Origin of the sequence: Streptomyces sp. N35 (genome assembly GCF_016464295.1) — a bacterium.
GTDB lineage: Bacteria > Actinomycetota > Actinomycetes > Streptomycetales > Streptomycetaceae > Streptomyces.
In genome coordinates this window covers 50521-69521 of record NZ_JAEIMH010000004.1, presented here as the reverse complement: position 1 = coordinate 69521, position 19001 = coordinate 50521, and the positions used below count along the sequence as shown (strand labels likewise).

At 72.7% G+C, this 19001-nt stretch carries 17 protein-coding genes and 1 pseudogene; 11 read left to right on the top strand and 7 right to left on the bottom strand.

Going from position 1 to position 19001, the window contains the following annotated elements; translation table 11 throughout:
• Positions 1-55 precede the first annotated feature (55 nt).
• Positions 56-865, bottom strand: a complete 810-nt coding sequence (locus JAO81_RS03090) for a class I SAM-dependent methyltransferase (RefSeq protein WP_199546160.1) — start codon at positions 863-865, stop codon at positions 56-58.
• 131 nt (positions 866-996) lie between these two features.
• Entirely contained in the window at positions 997-2523 is a 1527-nt protein-coding gene (locus JAO81_RS03085) for a bifunctional phosphatase PAP2/diacylglycerol kinase family protein (protein WP_199546159.1), read from the bottom strand.
• Between the two features lie 128 nt (positions 2524-2651).
• Between JAO81_RS03085 and JAO81_RS03080 the strand changes: the two genes are divergently transcribed.
• Positions 2652-4271 carry an ABC-F family ATP-binding cassette domain-containing protein gene (locus tag JAO81_RS03080; RefSeq protein WP_199546158.1) on the top strand — a complete coding sequence of 540 codons (1620 nt, stop codon included), beginning with the start codon at positions 2652-2654 and terminating at the stop codon, positions 4269-4271.
• A gap of 68 nt (positions 4272-4339) precedes the next feature.
• On the opposite strand, the gene JAO81_RS03075 is transcribed toward JAO81_RS03080, so the two are convergent.
• Both JAO81_RS03075 and JAO81_RS03070 read right to left on the bottom strand, forming a co-directional pair.
• Positions 4340-4768, bottom strand: coding sequence for a CBS domain-containing protein (locus JAO81_RS03075; protein WP_199546157.1), 429 nt, complete (start codon positions 4766-4768; stop codon positions 4340-4342).
• A 94-nt stretch (positions 4769-4862) separates the two neighbouring features.
• Complete coding sequence (locus tag JAO81_RS03070) at positions 4863-5000, bottom strand: hypothetical protein (protein WP_199546156.1); 138 nt, start codon at positions 4998-5000, stop codon at positions 4863-4865.
• Between the two features lie 322 nt (positions 5001-5322).
• On the opposite strand from JAO81_RS03070, the gene JAO81_RS03065 reads away from it, so the two are divergent.
• Positions 5323-6147: a SigB/SigF/SigG family RNA polymerase sigma factor gene (locus JAO81_RS03065; RefSeq protein ID WP_199546155.1), complete on the top strand. Its 825-nt coding sequence runs from the start codon at positions 5323-5325 to the stop codon at positions 6145-6147.
• Position 6148: 1 nt separating this feature from the next.
• Here the strand turns inward: JAO81_RS03065 and JAO81_RS03060 are convergent, their stop codons facing one another.
• Positions 6149-7279, bottom strand: a complete 1131-nt coding sequence (locus JAO81_RS03060) for a PAS domain-containing protein (protein WP_199546154.1) — start codon at positions 7277-7279, stop codon at positions 6149-6151.
• 131 nt (positions 7280-7410) lie between these two features.
• Here JAO81_RS03060 and JAO81_RS03055 point away from each other — a divergent pair, with 131 nt between their 5' ends.
• From JAO81_RS03055 to JAO81_RS03040, 4 genes are all read left to right on the top strand, one after another.
• Positions 7411-8130: an ANTAR domain-containing response regulator gene (locus JAO81_RS03055; RefSeq protein ID WP_199546153.1), complete on the top strand. Its 720-nt coding sequence runs from the start codon at positions 7411-7413 to the stop codon at positions 8128-8130.
• A gap of 146 nt (positions 8131-8276) precedes the next feature.
• The gene (locus JAO81_RS03050) at positions 8277-8840 is read left to right on the top strand and encodes a hypothetical protein (protein WP_199546152.1); all 564 of its coding nucleotides are present in this window, start codon (positions 8277-8279) and stop codon (positions 8838-8840) included.
• A 138-nt stretch (positions 8841-8978) separates the two neighbouring features.
• On the top strand, positions 8979-10226 hold the full coding sequence (locus tag JAO81_RS03045) for an aminotransferase class I/II-fold pyridoxal phosphate-dependent enzyme (RefSeq protein ID WP_199546151.1): 1248 nt from the start codon (positions 8979-8981) through the stop codon (positions 10224-10226).
• Positions 10223-11281: an MBL fold metallo-hydrolase gene (locus JAO81_RS03040; RefSeq protein ID WP_199546150.1), complete on the top strand. Its 1059-nt coding sequence runs from the start codon at positions 10223-10225 to the stop codon at positions 11279-11281. Before JAO81_RS03045 ends, JAO81_RS03040 begins: the two co-directional genes overlap by 4 nt.
• Here JAO81_RS03040 and JAO81_RS03035 read toward each other — a convergent pair.
• Both JAO81_RS03035 and JAO81_RS03030 read right to left on the bottom strand, forming a co-directional pair.
• The gene (locus tag JAO81_RS03035) at positions 11268-11888 is read right to left on the bottom strand and encodes a DedA family protein (RefSeq protein WP_199546284.1); all 621 of its coding nucleotides are present in this window, start codon (positions 11886-11888) and stop codon (positions 11268-11270) included. The genes JAO81_RS03040 and JAO81_RS03035 overlap by 14 nt on opposite strands.
• Before the next feature lie 2 nt (positions 11889-11890).
• On the bottom strand, positions 11891-12664 hold the full coding sequence (locus tag JAO81_RS03030) for an MBL fold metallo-hydrolase (RefSeq protein WP_199546149.1): 774 nt from the start codon (positions 12662-12664) through the stop codon (positions 11891-11893).
• 123 nt (positions 12665-12787) lie between these two features.
• Between JAO81_RS03030 and JAO81_RS03025 the strand changes: the two genes are divergently transcribed.
• The 5 genes and pseudogenes from JAO81_RS03025 to JAO81_RS03005 form a co-directional block, all read left to right on the top strand.
• Positions 12788-13192: a hypothetical protein gene (locus JAO81_RS03025; RefSeq protein ID WP_199546148.1), complete on the top strand. Its 405-nt coding sequence runs from the start codon at positions 12788-12790 to the stop codon at positions 13190-13192.
• A 157-nt stretch (positions 13193-13349) separates the two neighbouring features.
• On the top strand, positions 13350-15431 hold the full coding sequence (locus JAO81_RS03020; RefSeq protein ID WP_199546283.1) for a phage holin family protein: 2082 nt from the start codon (positions 13350-13352) through the stop codon (positions 15429-15431).
• A 19-nt stretch (positions 15432-15450) separates the two neighbouring features.
• The gene (locus JAO81_RS03015; RefSeq protein WP_199546147.1) at positions 15451-16836 is read left to right on the top strand and encodes an amino acid permease; all 1386 of its coding nucleotides are present in this window, start codon (positions 15451-15453) and stop codon (positions 16834-16836) included.
• A gap of 154 nt (positions 16837-16990) precedes the next feature.
• On the top strand, positions 16991-18052 hold the full coding sequence (locus JAO81_RS03010; RefSeq protein ID WP_199546146.1) for an ATP-binding protein: 1062 nt from the start codon (positions 16991-16993) through the stop codon (positions 18050-18052).
• Between the two features lie 93 nt (positions 18053-18145).
• A pseudogene (locus JAO81_RS03005) lies at positions 18146-19001 on the top strand (hypothetical protein); the annotation flags it as partial.

The window sequence follows — 19001 nt, the reverse complement described above, 5'->3', positions numbered from 1 at the left end:
AGGTTGGGGCAGACGCGGGGCCGGGCTCCGGGTCGGCGCGGGCCCGGGCTCCGGGTCAGACGCGGATCAGCAACTCCCCGTGCAGCACACAGAACCAGCCGTCCTCCGCCTCGCCCCACTCCCGCCAGGCCGCCGCGATCCGCTCCAGGTCCTCGGTGGTCGCGTGCCCGCCGTCGACAGCGATCTTCGCGTACGAGGAAGCCGTCGTGCGGTCCGCCCACAGGCCGCTCCACCAGGCGCGCTCCTCAGGTGTGGAGTACGTCCAGGTGGCGGAGGTCGCGGTCAGGTCCGTACAACCGGCCCGCAGCGCCCAGGACTTGAGGCGGCGGCCGGCGTCGGGCTCTCCGCCGTTCGCCCGCGCGACCCGCCGGTACAGGGCCAGCCAGTCGTCCAGGACTTGCGACTGCGGATACCAGGTCATGGCCGCGTAGTCCGAATCCCGGACCGCGACGATCCCGCCGGGCCGGGTCACGCGGCGCATCTCGCGCAGCGCCTGTACCGGGTCGCCCACATGCTGGAGCACCTGATGGGCGTGCACGACGTCGAAGCTGTCGTCGGCGTACCGCAGCCGGTGCACGTCTGCGGTCTCGAACTCCGTGTTGGCCAGGCCGCGTTCGGCCGCCACCGCCCGCGCCTGGTCGAGCACGCCGGCCGCCAGCTCGACGCCCGTCACACGGCCCTGCGGGACCAGCGCCGCCAGGTCGGCGGTGATGGTGCCAGGACCGCATCCGACGTCCAGGATCCGCTGGTCGGGCTTGATCTCGGGGAGCAGGTACGCGGCCGAGTTGGCGGCGGTCCGCCAGGTGCGCGAGCGCAGTAGGGTCTCGTGGTGCCCATGCGTGTAGACGGCGGCCTCTCCGGCCATGACCGGTCCCCCTTCCGGCAAAGCCCCGGGCGCCTTCGCCCGGGGCGTTGTGGAAGACCGTATGCGCTTGTGCCGAATAATGAGATACCCGTCTTGTTATACGAGACGCCTTGCGAGGTGGCGGAAGGGGCTCAGAAGGGCTCCGGCCGGTACACCGTCAGCGCCTCCGGGAGCTTGTCGAGCTGCAACTCGCCTCCGGCGGAGACCACTTCACCGTCGTACGCGAGCGGAGTGCCGGGCGCGAGCTTCATGACCCGCAGCCTGCGCACCCGGACCGCCGCATGCGCGGGGGAGCGGCTCAGCGGTCCCGCGAACGCGGCCGCGAGCAGCCGCAGGCCCGGCCTGCGGCCGCCGTGCGCCACGCGCACATCGAGCAGGCCGTCGGCCAGGTCATGGCGGCGCGCGGGGGCCAGGCCCATGCGGTGATACGTCCCGTTGCCGGCGAACAGGAGCCACAACGCCCGCCGCTTGCCGCCCATTTCGACCTCGAGGGGCCGCTCGGACCCCAGGACGTCACCGGCGGCGAGCACGCCGGCCGGCCAGCCGCCGATCCGTCGTGACCAGCGGTCCCGGTGGCGTACCAGCTCCGGATAGACGCCGATGCTGAACGTGTTGAGAAACAGGCCCGTGGTGTCCCCGACCCGGAAGCGGCCCACGTCCACCGCGACCGCCTCGCCGCGGGTCAGGGCGCGGGCGAGGTCGCGTCCGCCCCCCCCGCGGGGGTCGCACGCGAAATGGGTGAGCGTCCCGGCGGGCGGGACCGCGAGCGGCAGCCCGTGGCGCAGGGCGACCTCGGCGGCCGTGTTCACGGAGCCGTCGCCGCCGCATACGCCGAGCACCCGCGCCCGCTTCGCCGCCTTCTCCAACTCGTCGACGAACAGCTCCGGTTCGCATTCCACGAGTTCGGTGCCGGGCAGTGCGGTCAGCAGTGCCCGTGCCCGGTCGGCCGTCTTGGCGCCGGAGTTGACCACCATCACCAGCCCCTCGCCGTCCGGCAGCACCGGTGCCTCGGCATGCGGCCGGCCGGGGGAGCGGCGCTGGTCGCGGGTGGGCACGAGGCCCCGTACGGCGAAAGCGGCGCCCACGCCGAGCGCCGCGCCCGCGAGCACATCGGCCGGATAGTGCACGCCGGTGTAGACGCGCGAGAGCGCGACGGCTCCGGCGACCGGGGCGACGACCGCGCCCCAGCGGCGCGACTCCAGGGCCACGCCCGTCGCGAAGGCGGCCGCGGAGGCGGAGTGGCCGGAGGGGAACGAGGTCGTGATCGGCTGATGCTTGAGCTGGCGGATCAGCGGCACGTCGTCCCGCAGCGGGCGCGCCCGGCGGACCGCGCGCTTGCCGAAGGTGTTCACGGTGCCCGAGGCCAGCGCGAGCGAGGCGAGCCCGCGGGCGGCGGCCCGGCGCGCCCGGGGCGAGCGGGTCAGGGTCAGGGCGGCGGCCGAGGCGAACCAGAGCACGCCGTGGTTGGCGCTCCGGCTCAGCCAGGGCAGCAGCGGATCGGCGCCCGGCCAGTGCCGCCTGGCCACGCCGTCGAAGACCTTCAGGTCGAGCGCGACAAGCCGGGACCGCCCGGCGGACACGACCGCCACCGGCCCTTTCACGTGCGGATCCGCGAACACGTCGATGCGCGGGAGAGGGAAGGCATCACGTTTACCCATGGTCCCCGGGTACCCGGAACCCGCAAGGTCACATCTGACCGGGGCTGGGGTGAAGCCCTCAGTTTCGGAGCGGGCGGGCAGGGAAACCGGTTTGCCCCGGGCCGGGGCCGACCCGCAGAATCCGCCCCATGGGACATCTGGAAGCAGCGCACCTCGAGTACTACCTGCCCGACGGACGGGCGCTGCTCGGTGATGTGTCGTTCAGGGTGGGCGAAGGCGCCGTCGTCGCCCTCGTGGGGCCGAACGGGGCCGGCAAGACCACCCTGCTCCGGCTGCTCTCCGGCGAGCTGCAGCCGCACGGCGGCAGTGTCACGGTCAGCGGCGGGCTCGGCGTGATGCCGCAGTTCATCGGCTCCGTACGCGATGACACCACGGTCCGTGACCTGCTCGTCTCCGTCGCCACTCCCCGTATCCGGGAAGCGGCCGAGGCCGTGGACGCCGCCGAACACCTGATCATGACGGTCGACGACGAGGCCGCCCAGCTGCAGTACGCCCAGGCGCTCTCCGACTGGGCCGAGGCCCGCGGCTACGAGGCCGAGACGCTCTGGGACATGTGCACCATGTCGGCGCTCGGCGTGCCGTACGAGCGGGCCCAGTTCCGCGAGGTCTCCACGCTCAGCGGCGGCGAGCAGAAGCGCCTCGTCCTGGAGTCGCTGCTTCGCGGCACCGAGGAGGTGCTGCTCCTCGACGAGCCGGACAACTACCTCGACGTACCCGGTAAGCGCTGGCTCGAGGAGCGTCTGAAGGAGACCCGCAAGACCGTCCTGTTCGTCTCGCACGACCGTGAGCTCCTGGCCCGCGCCGCCCAGAAGATCATCAGTGTCGAGCCGGGTCCTGCCGGGGCGGACGCCTGGGTGCACGGCGGCGGTTTCGGCACCTTCCACGAGGCCCGCAAGGAACGCTTCGCGCGCTTCGACGAGCTGCGCCGCCGCTGGGACGAGAAGCACGCCCAGCTGAAGAAGCTGGTCCTCAACCTGCGCCAGGCCGCGGAGAACAGCCCGGCCATGGCCTCGCGCTACAGCGCCGCCCAGACCAGGCTCCGCAAGTTCGAGGAGGCTGGACCTCCGCCCGAGCCGCCGCGCGACCAGGACATCACCATGCGCCTGCACGGCGGGCGCACCGGCGTACGGGCGGTGACCTGCAAGAACCTCGAGCTCACCGGTCTGATGAAACCCTTCGACCTGGAGATCTTCTTCGGCGAGCGGGTCGCCGTCCTCGGCTCCAACGGCTCCGGCAAATCGCACTTCCTGCGGCTGCTCGCCGGCGACGAGGTGCGGCACACCGGCGACTGGAAGCTCGGCGCGCGCGTCGTGCCCGGGCACTTCGCGCAGACCCACGCGCATCCGGAACTGTTCGGCCGCACCCTGCTCGACATCCTGTGGCGCGAGCACGCCAAGGACCGCGGCGCGGCCAGCTCGATGCTCCGCCGCTACGAGCTGACCGCCCAGGCCGAGCAGGCCTTCGACCGTCTCTCCGGCGGCCAGCAGGCCCGCTTCCAGATCCTGCTGCTCGAACTCCAGGGCTGTACGGCCCTGCTGCTGGACGAGCCGACGGACAACCTGGACCTGGAGAGCGCGGAGGCGCTCCAGGAGGGCCTCGAGTCCTTCCAGGGCACGGTGCTCGCGGTCACCCACGACCGCTGGTTCGCGAAGTCCTTCGACCGCTATCTGGTGTTCGGGTCGGACGGCAAGGTCCGCGAGTCGACCGAGCCGGTCTGGGACGAGCGGCGGGTGGAGCGGGTCCGCTGAGGCTGCCGCGCCCGGCCCTCCCGCGTGTCTGCTGGTCCCCGCCGTCGGCCGGGAAGCAATCCCCGGCCTCAGCCCGGCCAGCTGTCCGGTTCCGTGCCGCTGATCTGCGCCAGCGTCGAGGTCGGGTCGAGCGCGACGGCGAGATCGCCCAGGCTGACCATCCCCACGGGTCGGCCGTCCTCGATGACCGGCAGCCGGCGCACCGCGTACTCGCGCATGAGCGCGACAGCCGACGTCACCGAATCGTCGGGCGAGACCGCGACCGGATGCGGAGTGCACACGGCCTGGGCGCTCACGGTCAGCGGATCCGCCCCGTCGGCCACGGCGCGCAGCGTGATGTCGCGATCGGTCAGCACACCGAGCACCGTGCCCTCGGCGGCCACGAGCACACCGCCGATGTCCTGGGCGCGCATCAACTGCGCCGCCTCGACCAGCGAGGCATCAGGGCGGACCGCCACGACACCCGGAGTCATCACGTCCCTCACGATGTCGGCCATGGCGGGCCCTTTCCTGCGATTCCCCCGCTACGGGGGAGACGGGTGACCCCGGTCGCAGTACCCGCATCGAGCCCGGGCATGCCTGCGGCGGATGTCACAGCGTGGGCGACTCCCGGCGGATCACGCCCTCTTCGGGCTCGTCGGCGGATGGCAGCAGGAGTTCCTCGTAACGGCCGAGCGCGAGAACCACACCCAGCATGACCAGGGGTGTCAACACAGCGAACAGTGCCATGATCGGGCCCTTCCCCGACGGGATGTCGCCGACCGGGTCTCCCCGTCAAGGCCGGGCAAACACCGCATGGCGGGGCGGATCCGCTGTTCGCCGAGCAAACCGTGGCCCGAAGTCGGCCCCCGGTTCAACTGGCCCGGCGTTGAAGGCGTTTGAGATGCCGAAGCCCGGGCAGGCGCAACTCGTGCTTCGGATCGGAGGCACATCCGCGGGAGCAGTCGCGCCCGTCCGGATGGGCCTTCGCCTGTATCCGTTCCGGCCGCGCTTCTCACTCCCCGGTGTCCGTCGCCAACAGCGAGCACCCTTTTTGGGAGTTGCAGCCCCCATGCGTACCTCCACTGGAGTCAAACGCCATCCGCACGACGACGCCCCCGATACGGCCGCCGCCTTCCGCAGGCTGGCCGCGCTGCCGGACGGGCCTCAGAAGGACGCACTGCGCCAGGAACTGGTCTGCGCCTGGCTGCCCATGGCCGATCGCCTCGCCGGCCGCTTCCGCGGCCGCGGGGAGTCCTATGAGGACCTGCGTCAGGTCGCGGCCCTCGGCCTCGTCAAGGCCGTCGACCGCTACGACCCCGACCGCAGCCACGCCTTCGAGAGCTATGCCGTGCCGACCGTGACCGGCGAGATCAAACGCCATTTCCGCGACCACATGTGGACCCTCCACGTGCCGCGCCGCGTCCAGGACCTGCGCAACCGCGTACGGTTCGCGTCCCAGGACCTCGCGCAGACCATCCCGGGCCGCGCGCCGACGCTCGAGGAGATCGCGGACCGCGCGGGCATGAGCGTGGAAGAGGCCAAGACCGGTCTCGAGGCACTCGACAGCTTCACCGCCCTGTCCCTGGACGCCGAACTGCCCGGCAGCGACGACGGCTACGCGCTGCGGGACGCGCTCGGCGCACCCGACCCGGCGATCGACATCGTCGTCGACCGCGAAGCGATCAAGCCGCAGCTGCGCGCCCTGCCGGAACGCGAACGCGCCATCCTGTACATGCGCTTCTTCGGCGATATGACACAGAGCCGGATCGCCGAACAGCTGGGCATCTCGCAGATGCACGTGTCCCGGCTGATCAGCCGCTGCTGCGCGTCGATGCGCGCCGAGGTCATGCACGACGAGAGCGCGAGCGAGGAGGAGCTGCCCAAAGCGGCGTGAGTCACCGCGCCTTGCGCAGGGCCAGCGCCATATGCCGTGACATCACATCCACGGCCTGTGCCTCCGCCAGCGAGAACGCGAGCCGCGCCCCGCAGCGGAACAGCGTGACCACCCCCTCGACCGGACCCCCCTCCGGGCCGGCGAGGGGGACGCACAGCAGCGAGGACACATCGGCGCGTACAAGGACCGGGACGTCGCCCGCGTCACGCCCGAACGCGTCCGGATCCTCCGGGCGCACCTGAAGCGCCGTGGAACCGCCGCGTGCCGCCTCCACCACGAGAGGGCACGTGGCGGGATCCTGGCGCGCGACGGCGTCGACCGCGTCGCTCTCCTGCTGCGGTCCGAGCACCTGCGTCCGTACGGGCTGCCGCGCGCCCAGATCGGCGACCACCCAGTCCGCGAAACGGCCGTGCAGCACCGACGCCGCCCGGCGCAGCAGCGCCGCGCGATCCCCGGCGGGTGCCGAGAGCAGCTCGGTGGTCATCGTGTCGAGCAGGTCGAGCAGCGCCGCGTTGCGGGTCGCCTCCACGAGATCGGGCTCCGGGCCGTACGGCCGCTCATGGCGCTCCGGCCGCGGCAGTCGCCGGGACGTGCCGGTCTGCAGGACCACCAGGACCACCGGGTGGGGTTCGGCGCCCGGGCGCAGGGCGGTCAGTGTCGCCCTAATGCCGTCCGTGGGGCGCTGCTGAAGATGCAGGGTCAGACTGCGGTCGCCCTCGCCGCGCGCCACCGCCGCCGTCTGCGAACGCAGCGCCGCACGGTCGGCGTGCGCGAACATTCCGGCGAACGGGCGGCCCGTGGCGTACCCGGCGCGTACGCCCGTGAGGCCGGACGCGGCGAAGTTCATCCGCCGTACGACGGTGTCGCGGTCCATCAGGACGACCGGAAGCGGCAGCCGCTGGAACACGGCGCGCAGCAGCTGCTCCTCCTGGCGGGCCGCGAACTGGCCGCCCGCCGCGGCGAGTTGCTCGAAGCGGGGCCACAGCTGCTCGGCCACATGATCGAGTTCGAACAGGGCCGTGTCGAGGACGGAGCGCAGATCACCCTCCGGAATCGTCCGTGCCGCTCTCAACTCCCCTACGCGGCGCAGGAAATCCGCGAGATCGTCACCGAACTCATCCGCTTGCCCCATGGAGCGAAAGTTAGCGGCTGCGTGCCTGTTCGCGCAGGGTGCCGGGGTGACCCGCGGAAGATTCCGCCGCCCGGGCCGGCGTTTGTGCGGGACCCCCGAGGGCACCCGCACAAAGAGAGGAGGAACCTCCGATGCCGGAACCGGCGTGGTGCAGCCCCTCCACCGTCCTGCCCGGACGCCATCTCTCCGAGCTCGCCGAACAGGCCGTGCGCTGCACGGCCGACTGCTGCGGAGCCGACGCCACCGTGACCGAACCGGGCGCGGACTCAGTCCGTGCCGGGCGCGCGGGACCCGTCGCGGTCACCCACCCCGACCTCGCCTCCGTCGTCACGGCCCAGCTGCGCTCCGGCGCGGGTCCCATCCCGGAAGCGATCGCCACCGGGGAGCCTGTCGGCGCGGACGATCTCCTGCACGAGCAGCGCTGGCCCGAGTTCCGCGCCCGCGCCCTGGACTCCGGGGTGCGCGCCGCCGTCACCCTGCCGTTCCCGCGGGCCGGCCTGACCGTGGTGCTCAGCCTCTACAGCTTCCGCAGCGGCACCCTCACCCCCGCCGCCTGCGGCCCGGCCCGGGCGCTCGGCGAACTGGCGTCGACCTGCCTCGTCCGCGACGAGCGCTACCGCGCGGCCCTCGCCGAGATCGACCAGCTGGGCACCGCGCTGCGCACCCGCCCCGTGGTCGACCAGGCCAGCGGAATCGTGATGCACGTCCTCGGCTGCGGCGCCGACGACGCCTTCGCGATCCTGCGCCGCATCTCCCAGCACTCCAACGAGAAGCTCGCGGACGTCGCGGCGGAGGTCGTACGCCGCCGGGGCCGGGGCCTGGAGAAGGAACTGTCGACGCTGGCGACCTGACCGCAACACCCCTGGCCCTCACCCAACCGGCCCCAGCTGTCGCGCGAATGGCCCGTCGGCGGGGCGGGTGACGAGGGGTCAGGTTTCCATGGGTGCGCGGCACGAAGTGCGTGCCGATGCCTGAGGCGTCGAAGGAGCCCGCACCCATGCGTATCGCCCGAGTGTTCGCAGCCGCCGCGCTCGCCACGGCCGCGGTGGCCGGCGCCGCACCCGGCGCGTACGCGGCCGACACCGCCGCCGAAGTCAGCCCGCGCACCGTCGCCCCTGGCGGGATGGTGACGATCTCCGTCTCCTGCCCGTACGCCGACCGCGGCTGGTACCCGGAGTCCATCACGGCGAACTCCCAGGCGTTCTCGGGCGGCTCCGTCCGGCTCCACAAGGTGGAGAACGCCGCGATCCCCGGCGTCGGCCCCGCCTACAACGGCACCGCCCGGATCGCCGCCAACGCCAACTTCTCCTCCGGCGGCCCCAACTCCGTCGGGAACTCCTCCCAGTGGGGCGTCGACGGCACCTGCCCCGGCGGCGCCCAGTGGTACGCGAGCTTCCACGTCGACCGGGGCGCCCCCATCCACTACGGCGTACACGGCGGCATCGGCGGCAGCTTCACCGACTCCGCACAGACGATGCTCACGGGCGCGGTCCTGGTGCTCGGCGCGCTCGGCGCCACGTACTACGTCATCCGCCGCCGTCCGAGCGACACGGAGAGCTGACCGCAGGTGGGAGCCGGTGCCCCGGCCAGGCCCTGTTCACCGGCTCCCCCCCGCCTCCCGAGCCCCGCGGCGGGGCAGGGATACGCGCGGCGGCACGTCCCCCCGCACCCCAGTCGGCGCCAGAACACGGAGGCAGGCATGCCGCGGACGCTCCCCGAAGGCCACGGTCCGGTCCGCTACGGGCCACTCGCCCCCGGCCCCGGACTGCCGGTGCTGCCCGAACTCGCCGCGGTCCTCGCCGCGTCCGCCGGGCGCGCCCACAGCGAGCCCGTCGGCGGCAGCCCCACGCTCCTCGACGCGGCAGCCGGCTACCTGCGCCGGCGCGGCATGCCCGCCGAACGGAGCCAGCTCGCCGCGTCCGCCGGCGCCGCACCGCTGCTGTGCGCGCTGATCGCCGCGACGGGCGGCGATGTCCTGCTGCCCCGGCCGTGCACGGCCTGGTGGGCGCCGCAGGTCCGCCTTCTGGGCCGGCAGGCCTTCCATGTGCCCACACCGCCCGAGTGCGGGGGAGTGCCCGATCCGTACGCACTCCTGGAGACCGTACGAAGAGTGCGCGCCGAAGGGGGTGATCCGCGGCTCCTCGTGCTCTCCGTCGCCGACGACCCCACCGCAACCGTGCCCCCGCCGGAGGTGCTGCACGAAACCGTCGAGGCGGCGCTGCGCGAAGGACTGCACATCGTCTCCGACGAGACCTGGCGCGACACCCTGCACCACCCCGAGGAGACGGTCCTCATCGGACCGGCCGAGATGGCTCCGCGGCACGTCACCGTCCTGGCCGATCTCGCGGGCGCCTTCCTTCCGCCCGACTGGCCGGCCGCCATCGCGCGCTTCCCCGCCACCGACGAAGGCGCGGCGCTCAGAGCCCGCGCCCTCGACGTCCTGACCGTGCTCGGCTCGTCCGTGGCGGCGCCCGTCGCCGCGGCCGCCGCCTACGCACTGGGTGAACCGGCCGAGGTGACCGACCGCCTGACCGCCGCCGTACGGCTGCACGCCAAGGTCGCCGAGGCCGTGCACCGCTCCGTCCTCGCCGCGGGCGCGCTCGGCCGGGCGCCCGTGGCCGGACGGCATCTCTATGTCGACTTCGCCCCCCTGGGCGGCGCGCTCGCGCAGCGCGGCGTCACCGACGCGATGGAGCTCGAGGACCATCTCACCGAGCGGTTCGGCATGCCCGTGCCAGGCGGCCACCGCTTCGGCGACGGCCTCGGTGCGCTGCGTGCCCGTATCTCGGTGGCGCCGCTGCTCGGCACGGACACCGGGCAGCGCCTTGCCGCCCTCACCGCACCCGACCCCCTGGAACTCCCGCATGTGGAACGGGCGCTCACGGCTCTGGCCGGCGCTCTCGACGATCTGCGTGCCGATGCCCGGAGAACGGAGCCGCCTCGATGACCCAGGAGACACAGCAGTCCCTCACGCCGACGCCGGACGTCGCCCCCTCGACGACCTCCCTGCGGCAGCTCGCCGAACGCCGTACCTGGCCCCGCTCCTTCGCCGACCGCCTGACCGCGCCCCTGCCCGGAGTGAAGGCGCTGGCCCGGTTCGCCCGCGAAGGCGCCGTACGGCCGGACCGCTCCTGTCTCGAGGAGATCCCCCAACTGCCGTTCGCACCGGGCCCGCTACCACGGACGGACGCCGACACCGTGGCCGTCACCTGGGTCGGACACGCCAGCTGGGTGCTGCGGATCGGCGGTCTGACGGTGCTCACCGACCCCGTGTGGTCCCGCAAGATCCTCGGCACCCCGGCCCGGGTCACCCCCGCCGGGGTCGCCTGGAACGCACTGGGGCCCATCGACGCCGTGGTCATCAGCCACAACCACTACGACCACCTCGACGCGCCCACCCTCAAACGGCTGCCGCGTGAGACACCGGTGTTCGTACCGGCCGGTCTCGGACGCTGGTTCCGCCGCCGGCGCTTCGTACGCGTCACCGAACTCGACTGGTGGGAGGCGGCCGAACTGCGGGGAGTGCGCTTCGACTTCGTGCCAGCGCACCACTGGTCCAAGCGCGGCCTCACCGACACCTGCCGCACGCTGTGGGGCGGCTGGGTGCTCACCGACCCCCGCGGCCAGAAGGTCTACTTCGCCGGCGACACGGGCTACGGGCACTGGTTCGAGCAGATCGGCGCCCGCCACCGAGACATCGACCTCGCCCTGCTGCCCATCGGCGCGTACGAGCCCCGCTGGTGGCTGCGCGATGTGCACTGCGACCCCGAAGAGGCGGTCCGCGCGATGGACGACCTGGGCGCACGGCGGATGGCGCCCATGCACTGGGCGACCTTCCTGCTGTCGGCCGAACCGGTCCTCGAACCCCTGCACCGCGTCCGTGCGGCCTGGCGCGCGGCGGGCCGGGCCCGCGCGGACCTGTGGGACCTGGCGGTCGGGGCGTCCATGGTCATCGAACCCACGGCGGACGGACGTACGGCGGACGGGCTCAGCCCGGGCTGAGCCGCGCCCGCACCCGCCGCCACAGCATGGGTGCCGCGCTGATCAGGAGGGTCAGGCCGATCGCGGCGGCCACGCCCTCCCACGGCTCGGGGAACAGCGATCCGCCCAGGATCCCGATGAGTTGGTACGTCACCGCCCAGGCGAGGCACGCGGGCAGATTGCCCCGGGCGAACCTCCGCAGCGGCCACTTGGCGAGCAGGCACGCGAGCATGACGGGGATACGTCCCGCGGGTACGAGCCGCGACAGGACGAGGACGCTCACGTTGTGCTCGTGCAGCTTGCTCTGCGCCTGCTCCAGACGCTCCTGCGGGGCGCGGTCGCGGATCGCCTTCAGCCAGCGCGAACCGTTCTTCGACCGCATCCCGCGCGCACCGAGCCAGTACAGGATCGTGTCCCCGATGAACGCGGCGAGCGCGGCGACCGCGAACACGTACAGCTGCGACTGCGGCGCCGACTGATGAAACGCGAGCGCGGCGGCCGAGCTGACCAGGGCGCCCGTCGGCACCACGGGCACCAGCGCGCCGAGCACCACGAGCAGGAACAGCGACGGATATCCGACGGCCCCCGGGGTCGAGTCCGACGTCACGGCCTCGGCGATCGCGAGCAGGCTCACTTGGCGACCTCCGGCCGCACGCCCTCGCCCTGGGCCAGGAGGTGCACGGCCACGTCCGGCGCCTGGAGTGCGGCCTGCCGTACGAACTCCTCGCCGGGGGCGTGGAATTCATGCGGCCGCACGGCGTCCATACCGATCGGCCAGTACGTGCCGAAGTGCACCGGCACGGCGCTGCGCGGCGCGAGTCGGGCGAGCGCCTCGGCGGCCCGGCCGGCGTCCAGATGGCCGTGCCCGAGGAACGGACCCCAGCCGCCCACCGGAAGCAGCGCCACATCGACGGCACCGACCACATCGGCCATCTCGTCGAACAGCCCGGTGTCCCCGGCGAAATAGGTCCGTGCCGCTCCCTCGACCACGAACCCGAGCGCGGGCGAGCGATGCGGCCCGACCGGCAGCCGGCGTCCGTCGTGCCGTGCGGGCACGACCCGCACGGTCAGCTCGCCGATCCGCACCTCGTCACCCGGCACGACCTCGACGAACCGCAGATGCCGCAGCCTGCGCAGCCCGGGCACCGCGGCGCGCGCACCGCGCGGCAGCACCACCCGCGTACCGTCCGCAAGGCCCGCCAGCGAGGGCACATGCAGATGGTCGGCGTGCAGATGCGAGACGAGCGCGGCGTCCGCCTCGGTGGCCCGCGGCGGCGGTACGTCACCGCGGCGGCGTCGCAGATGCGCCAGTCTGCGGGCGAACAGCGGATCCGTGAGCACCCGGGTCCCCGAGTCCTCGACCGTGCAGGTGGCATGCCCCCACCAGGTGATTTCCACCGGCACCGAGCTGTTCCTTCCGCTGGCCTGTTCTGCGTCTGTTCGCCTCATGTACCTCCTACGACCATACGGTGCGCAGTAGGGTCGGCGCGGAAACGCGGGAGACCACTCGCCTCAGGGGGACGGCCGATGGCACAGCTGCGGATCGCGGCCATCGCCAGCCTGGTTCCGCTGGAGGAACTGGACCGCGAACCGTTCCTGGTGGACAGCCGCGGCCAGCAGGCGATGTGCGCGAAATGGGCGGCGGACCACGGCCATGTCGTCACACGGGAGCTCCTCCTGCACGGCCTGCGCCCCGACCACGCGGCCCTGTGGCGCGATGTCGACACGGGCGAGGTGGACGCCTTCCTCGCGCCGAGCGGGCGGGTCCTCGAGCGCGCGCTGCTCTCGGTACGGGAGTTCGCCGCCGAATGCGCCCGCCGGGGCGTGCCCCTGGAGACGGTGAGCGCTCCCGAGCCCGCGTACGACGCGGAGATGAAGGCCCGGGTCCACCGCCGCCTCTCGATGCCGACCGCGGGCTACAACGGCTGCTGACCTGCCGTCGGACGCTCGCCCCGGACAACGGACCCGCACCGCCACAAACCACCCCCGCCCGTATGAAACCCTGGGGGCCGGGCCGCAGGGCGCCCGGAAGGACGAGGTGGACGTGGCCGAGGGACGATGGCGGCGAACCGGTGGTGCGCTGTGGCGGATGGTCGCCGTCTGGGCGGCGAGCACGCTCACGATGCTGATCCTCGCCGGCCTCCTGCCCGACTTCCGCCTCCAGGCGGACTCGGGTGACAGCGCCACCCGGATCGGCATCACCGCCGGTATCGCGGCGGCCGTCTTCGGTGTGCTCAGCGCCTTGGTGTGGCCCTTCGTCGTGCGGGCACTGCTTCTCGTCCCCGCGCTCGTGCTCGGCCTGCTCGTCTTCTTCCTCAACGGCTCGCTCCTCCTGCTCGCCCTCAGCCTCATTCCCGACGACAGAGGAGAGGCCGCCCCCGAGACCGCCGTGGTCGTCGCCGCGGTGATGTCCGCCGTCGCCTCCGCGACCGCCGCCGCACTCGCCGTACGCGACGACGACGCGTACCGCCGCAGGCTCTACCGGCTCGCGGACCGCCGACGCCGCAAACAGGCCGCCGCCCGCGGACCGCGCATGCCCGGCACGGTCTTCGTGCAGCTCGACGGCGTCGGCCACGACGTGCTGCGACGGGCGGTCGACGACGGCCATATGCCCACCGTCGCGTCCTGGCTGAAGACCACCCACGACCTCACCCCATGGCGCACCGACTGGTCCAGCCAGACCGGCGCGAGCCAGCTCGGCATCCTGCACGGCGACAACCACGACATCCCCGCCTTCCGCTGGTACGAGAAGGACACCGGCGAGGTCATGGTCTGCAACCGTCCCGCGAGCGCCGTCGAACTCCAGCGCCGCGCCATCGAGCGCACCGGCGACGGCGGACTGCTCACCGTGGACGGGGCGAGCCGCGGCAACCTGTTCAGCGGGGGCGCCGACCAGGTGGCGCTCGTCCTGTCGATCGCGGCACGGCGCGGCAAGGAGAACCGTTCGCGCGCCGGGTACTTCGCGTATTTCTCGGACCCCGCCAACGCCGTGCGTACCGCGATGTCCTTCGTGGCCGAAGTCGGCCGGGAGATGGGGCAGTCCACGCGCGGGCGGCTCAGGAAGACCCGGCCGCGGGTCAAGCGCGGCGGGCTCTACCCGTTCATCCGCGCCTTCGCGACCGTGGTCGAACGCGATGTCGTGGTCGCCGCGGTGATAGGGGACATGCTGGTCGGCCGTACCGCCGTCTACGCGGATCTGGTCGCGTACGACGAAGTGGCCCATCACTCCGGGCCCGGCAGCAGGGACGCCGCCCTGGTGCTCGAGCGGCTCGACCGCTCGATCGCGCTGATCGCGAAGGTCGCCGAGCACGCGCCGCGCCCGTACCGCATCGTGCTGCTCTCCGACCACGGCCAGAGCCCGGGGGAGACCTTCCGGCGCCGCTACGGACTCACCCTCGCCGACCTGGTGCGCGCCGGCTGCGGGCTGCCCGTGCCGCGCAAGGCGCGCCGCACCCACAGCGGGGCCGAGGCCCGTTCCGCGGTGCGGGCCGCGATGCACCGGCCGGTGGAGGAGGGCGAGAACGAGCACCGCCCGCCCGCCGGCAAGGACCCCATCGTGCTCGCCTCGGGGAACCTCGGCCTGGTCTCGTTCCCGGACGTGCCCGAGCGCATGACCCGGGAGCAGATCGACGCCCGGCATCCGGCGCTGCTGCCCACGCTCGCCAACCACCCCGGTGTCGGCTTCCTTCTCGTACGGTCCGAGCGCGGCGGCGGCGTGATCCTCGGCGCGCGCGGGGCCGAGGTGTACCTGGACGAACTGGCTGACGGCGAACAGGACTTGGGCCCGCTGCAGGATTTCGGCCCGGGCGCCCTGGCCGCCGTACGCCGCACGGACTCCTTCCCGCACACCGCCGACATCATGGTCAACTCGGCCGTCGAAGAGGGCGAAGTGCTCGCCTTCGAGGAGCAGATCGGCTCGCACGGCGGGCTCGGCGGCGAGCAGAGCCACGCGTTCCTGCTCTCCCCTCGCGCTCTGTCCGCGCCGGTGGCCCAGGGGTGCGAACTGGTCGGCGCCGAGCACGTCCACCGCGTGCTGCGCCGCTGGCTGCGCGAGGCGGACGGCCCGCAGGTGCCGGTCCCCGAGCCGGACCCCGCGGAGTTCGCGGCGCCGATGCGGCCGCCCGGTGATGTTGCGGCCATCGATCGCGCCGTACCGGACAAAACTGCTTGAAGTGGTGCAGCGTGTCCGCATGGAGCACCCCACCCCCGCACCCCCGCCGACGGACGAACCCGACGAGCTCAGCAAGCACGCCCGGCGCTTCGGACTGCCCATCGCCACCTGCCTGGTGATGGGCAACATCGTCGGCGGCGGCATCTTCCTGCTGCCCAGTTCGGTGGCCCCCTACGGCACCATCGCCCTGGTCGCCTTCGCCGTGCTCACGCTCGGCGCGCTGGCCCTCGCGCTGGTATTCGGCCGGCTCGCGCAGCGCGATCCGCGCACCGGCGGCCCGTACGTCTACGCCCGCGAAGCCTTCGGTGACTTCGCCGGATTCCTGGCGGCCTGGTCGTACTGGATCACCGCCTGGGTCTCCAACGCCGCGCTCGCCGTGATCGCGGTCGGCTATCTCGGGGTGCTGTTCCCCGGCATCGTCGAGCACAAGTGGTCCATGTGTCTGGCGGCGCTCGTCGTGCAGTGGCTGCCGGGCTTCGCCAACTTCGCCGGCACGCGCTATGTGGGCGCGGTCCAACTCGTCGCCACCGTCCTGAAGTTCGTGCCGCTGCTGCTCGTCGCGATCGGCGGGCTCTTCTTCTTCGACTCCGCCAACCTCGGACCGTTCCTCACCGACGGCGAGAGCCCGCTCGGGGCGATCTCGGCGGCCGCGGCGATCCTGCTCTTCTCGTATCTCGGCGTCGAGTCCGCCGCGATGAGCGCGGGCGAGGTGCGCAACCCACGGCGCAACGTCGGCCTTGCCACGATCCTCGGCGTCCTGTGCGCCGCCGTCGTCTATCTGCTCGGCACGCTCGCCGTGTTCGGGATGCTGCCGCACGAACAGGTGGTGGGCTCCACGGCACCGTTCTCGGACGCGGTCGACGTGATGTTCGGCGGGACCTGGGGCGGCACCCTCGTCGCCTGGGCCGCGGTGATCTCCATCCTCGGCGCGCTCAACGGCTGGACCCTGCTCAGCGCCCAGGCTCCCTACGCCGCGGCGAAGGACGGCCTGTTCCCGCAGATCTTCACGCACAAGGAGCGCGGCGTCCCGACTGTCGGCGTCGGGATCACGGTCGTCCTGGCCTCGCTCCTGACGATCTATCAGTACGCGGCGGGAGCGGACGGCGTCTTCACGCTCCTGGTCACCGTGACCACCTTCATGGCGACCGTGCCCTATCTGCTGGCCGCCGCCGCCCAGATCTTCCACCTGCTCTGCGGCCGGGGCGACCTCGTCAACCGCGGCCGCCTCGTGACCGACTCGGTGGTCGCGGTGGCCGCCTTCGCCTTCGCGATGTGGCTGGTGGCGGGGGCCGGCTACCAACCCGTCTACCAGGGCGTGCTGTTCCTCTTCGCGGGCGTGCTCGTGTACGCGTGGATGTCGGCGCGGAAGGTGCGCGGGGCCACCGCACCGGCACCGGGGGCCTGAGCGCCGAGCGGAAAATGAGCTGCGCCCGGCCGCGCACCCGCCCACACTGTCCGTACCGGACCAGCCCGTGGGTGCGCGGCGGCAGCGCCGTGTCCGGGCGCCCTTCCCTCACCTTTCCGCTTTCCGCTGTCCGCTGTCCGCAAGGAGCCCCCGTTTGCAGTCCGCCGTAGCCGTCACTCCCGCCCGCGTCCCCGAGCTGCTGCTCGGCCTCGCCACGGTGCGGCCCGTGTTCCTGTGGGGTGCGCCCGGCATCGGGAAGTCCTCGCTGGTACGGGCGTTCGCGGACTCGCTCGGCCTGGAGTGTGTGAGCCTCCTCGGGACGCAGCTCGCCCCGGAGGACCTGATCGGGGTGCCGCAGATCCGTGATGGGCGCTCGGTGTTCTGCCCGCCCGAGGCCATCGCCCGCGACGAGCCGTACTGCCTCTTCCTCGACGAGCTCAACGCGGCGACACCGGACGTCCAGAAGGCCTTCTACTCGCTGATCCTCGACCGCCGCATCGGCAACTACGAGCTGCCGGAGGGCTCCATCGTCATCGGCGCGGGCAACCGCTCCACGGACAACGCACTCGCCCGCCCCATCGCCTCGGCCCTGGTCAACCGCCTCACGCATGTCCACCTCCAGGCCTCGTCCGAGGACTGGCTGATCTGGGCGCACAGCAACGGGATCCACCCCTGGGTCCTCGACCACCTCACCGACCGGCCCGACCACCTGTGGTCCAAGCCGCCGAAGACCGAGCAGCCCTTCTCGACGCCCCGCTCGTGGCACATGCTCTCCGACGCCCTGCACTCCTTCGGCCCGGCGCTCGACGAGGAGACCCTCAAGGTCATCGCCTACGGCTGCCTCACCCCCGCCCACGCCGTCTCCTTCTGCGGATACGTGAAGATCGTGCGCCATGTGTACGGGATCGAGGCGATCATCAAGGGCGAGGCGTCCTGGCCCCGGCGGATCGAGGACCGGGACCTCCTGTACTTCCTCGCAGAGGCGTTCCGTGCCCGGCTGCGCAAGGAGCTGCCCGCGTCCAAGGAGCACGTCAACGCGCACGGCCGCCAACTCGCCTACCGGGCCAAGGCGTTGCTGGTGCAGCTCGCGGAGATCTCCGTCGAGGTCGCGCAGACCGTCATCGCGGACGACGCCGACGACCAGCCCGTACTGCCGGCCTGGTTCCTGATCGAGGCGGCGCGCGATATGCCGCGTCTCGTGGAGGCGCGGCGATGAACCGCGCGTGCAGGGCAGTCGGCCGTACGAGGGCGCGGAGATGAACCGCGTCCGCAGGACAGTCGGCCGTACGCGGGCTCAGGGCCTCGCGCCGTGAGCCGGACCCGCAAGCAGGATTCCGAGATCAGGCCGGACCCGGCCACGAAGGCCTTCGTGGCCGGGCTCCAGCAGGTGTTCGCCAACCCCGCCCTCAACTCCGTACAGGCGAAGATCTGCCGGGAGCAGGAGTGCGGGAGCGCGCCGCAGGGCGGCCTCGCGACCGTCACCTCCAACGGCACCGTGCACGCGCACCGCACGAAGTACGCCGACCCCGCGACCTGGGCCTGGTCGCTCGCACACTGCGTCATCCACCTCGGCTTCGGCCACGTACCGGCCGCGAAGGGGGAGCGAGTGCAGCCCGACCGCTACGACCTCGCCGCGCGCTGCGCCGTGGTCAACCGCTTCCTGCTGACATTCCCCATCGGCCGTGCCCCCGAGGACCTGCCCGCCTCCTACCCGGGCGGCGACGAGGAGCAGCTGGCGGCCGGCTGGCGCAGGGAGGGCGCCATCCCGGCGGCGTACCGGAACTGCGGTACGGCCGGCGGCCGGGCAGACCAGATCCTGCGGCCCTGGCACGATCCGTGGAACGACCCGCCGGACTGGCAGGAGGCCTTCGCGCGCGCCCTGACCGGCACCATGTCCAAGGCCATGGACATGGCGGGCGGCCTGCGCGACGCCCTCGACGGGCGGCCGACCCGTCGTGCGCCGTGGGACCACGCGCTCAACTGGTTCGTCTCCTCGTACCCGCTGCTCGGCGCCATCGCCGCGGGCATGACGCTCGTCGCCGACGCCGAACTCGCCCGCGCCCACCGCATCTCCGTCGCCGCGGTGGACGCCGCGGCGGGCGAGGTCTACATCAACCCCCTGGTGCGTCTCCGCGTCCAGGGGGGGGGGCTTGTGGTCCCGCCCC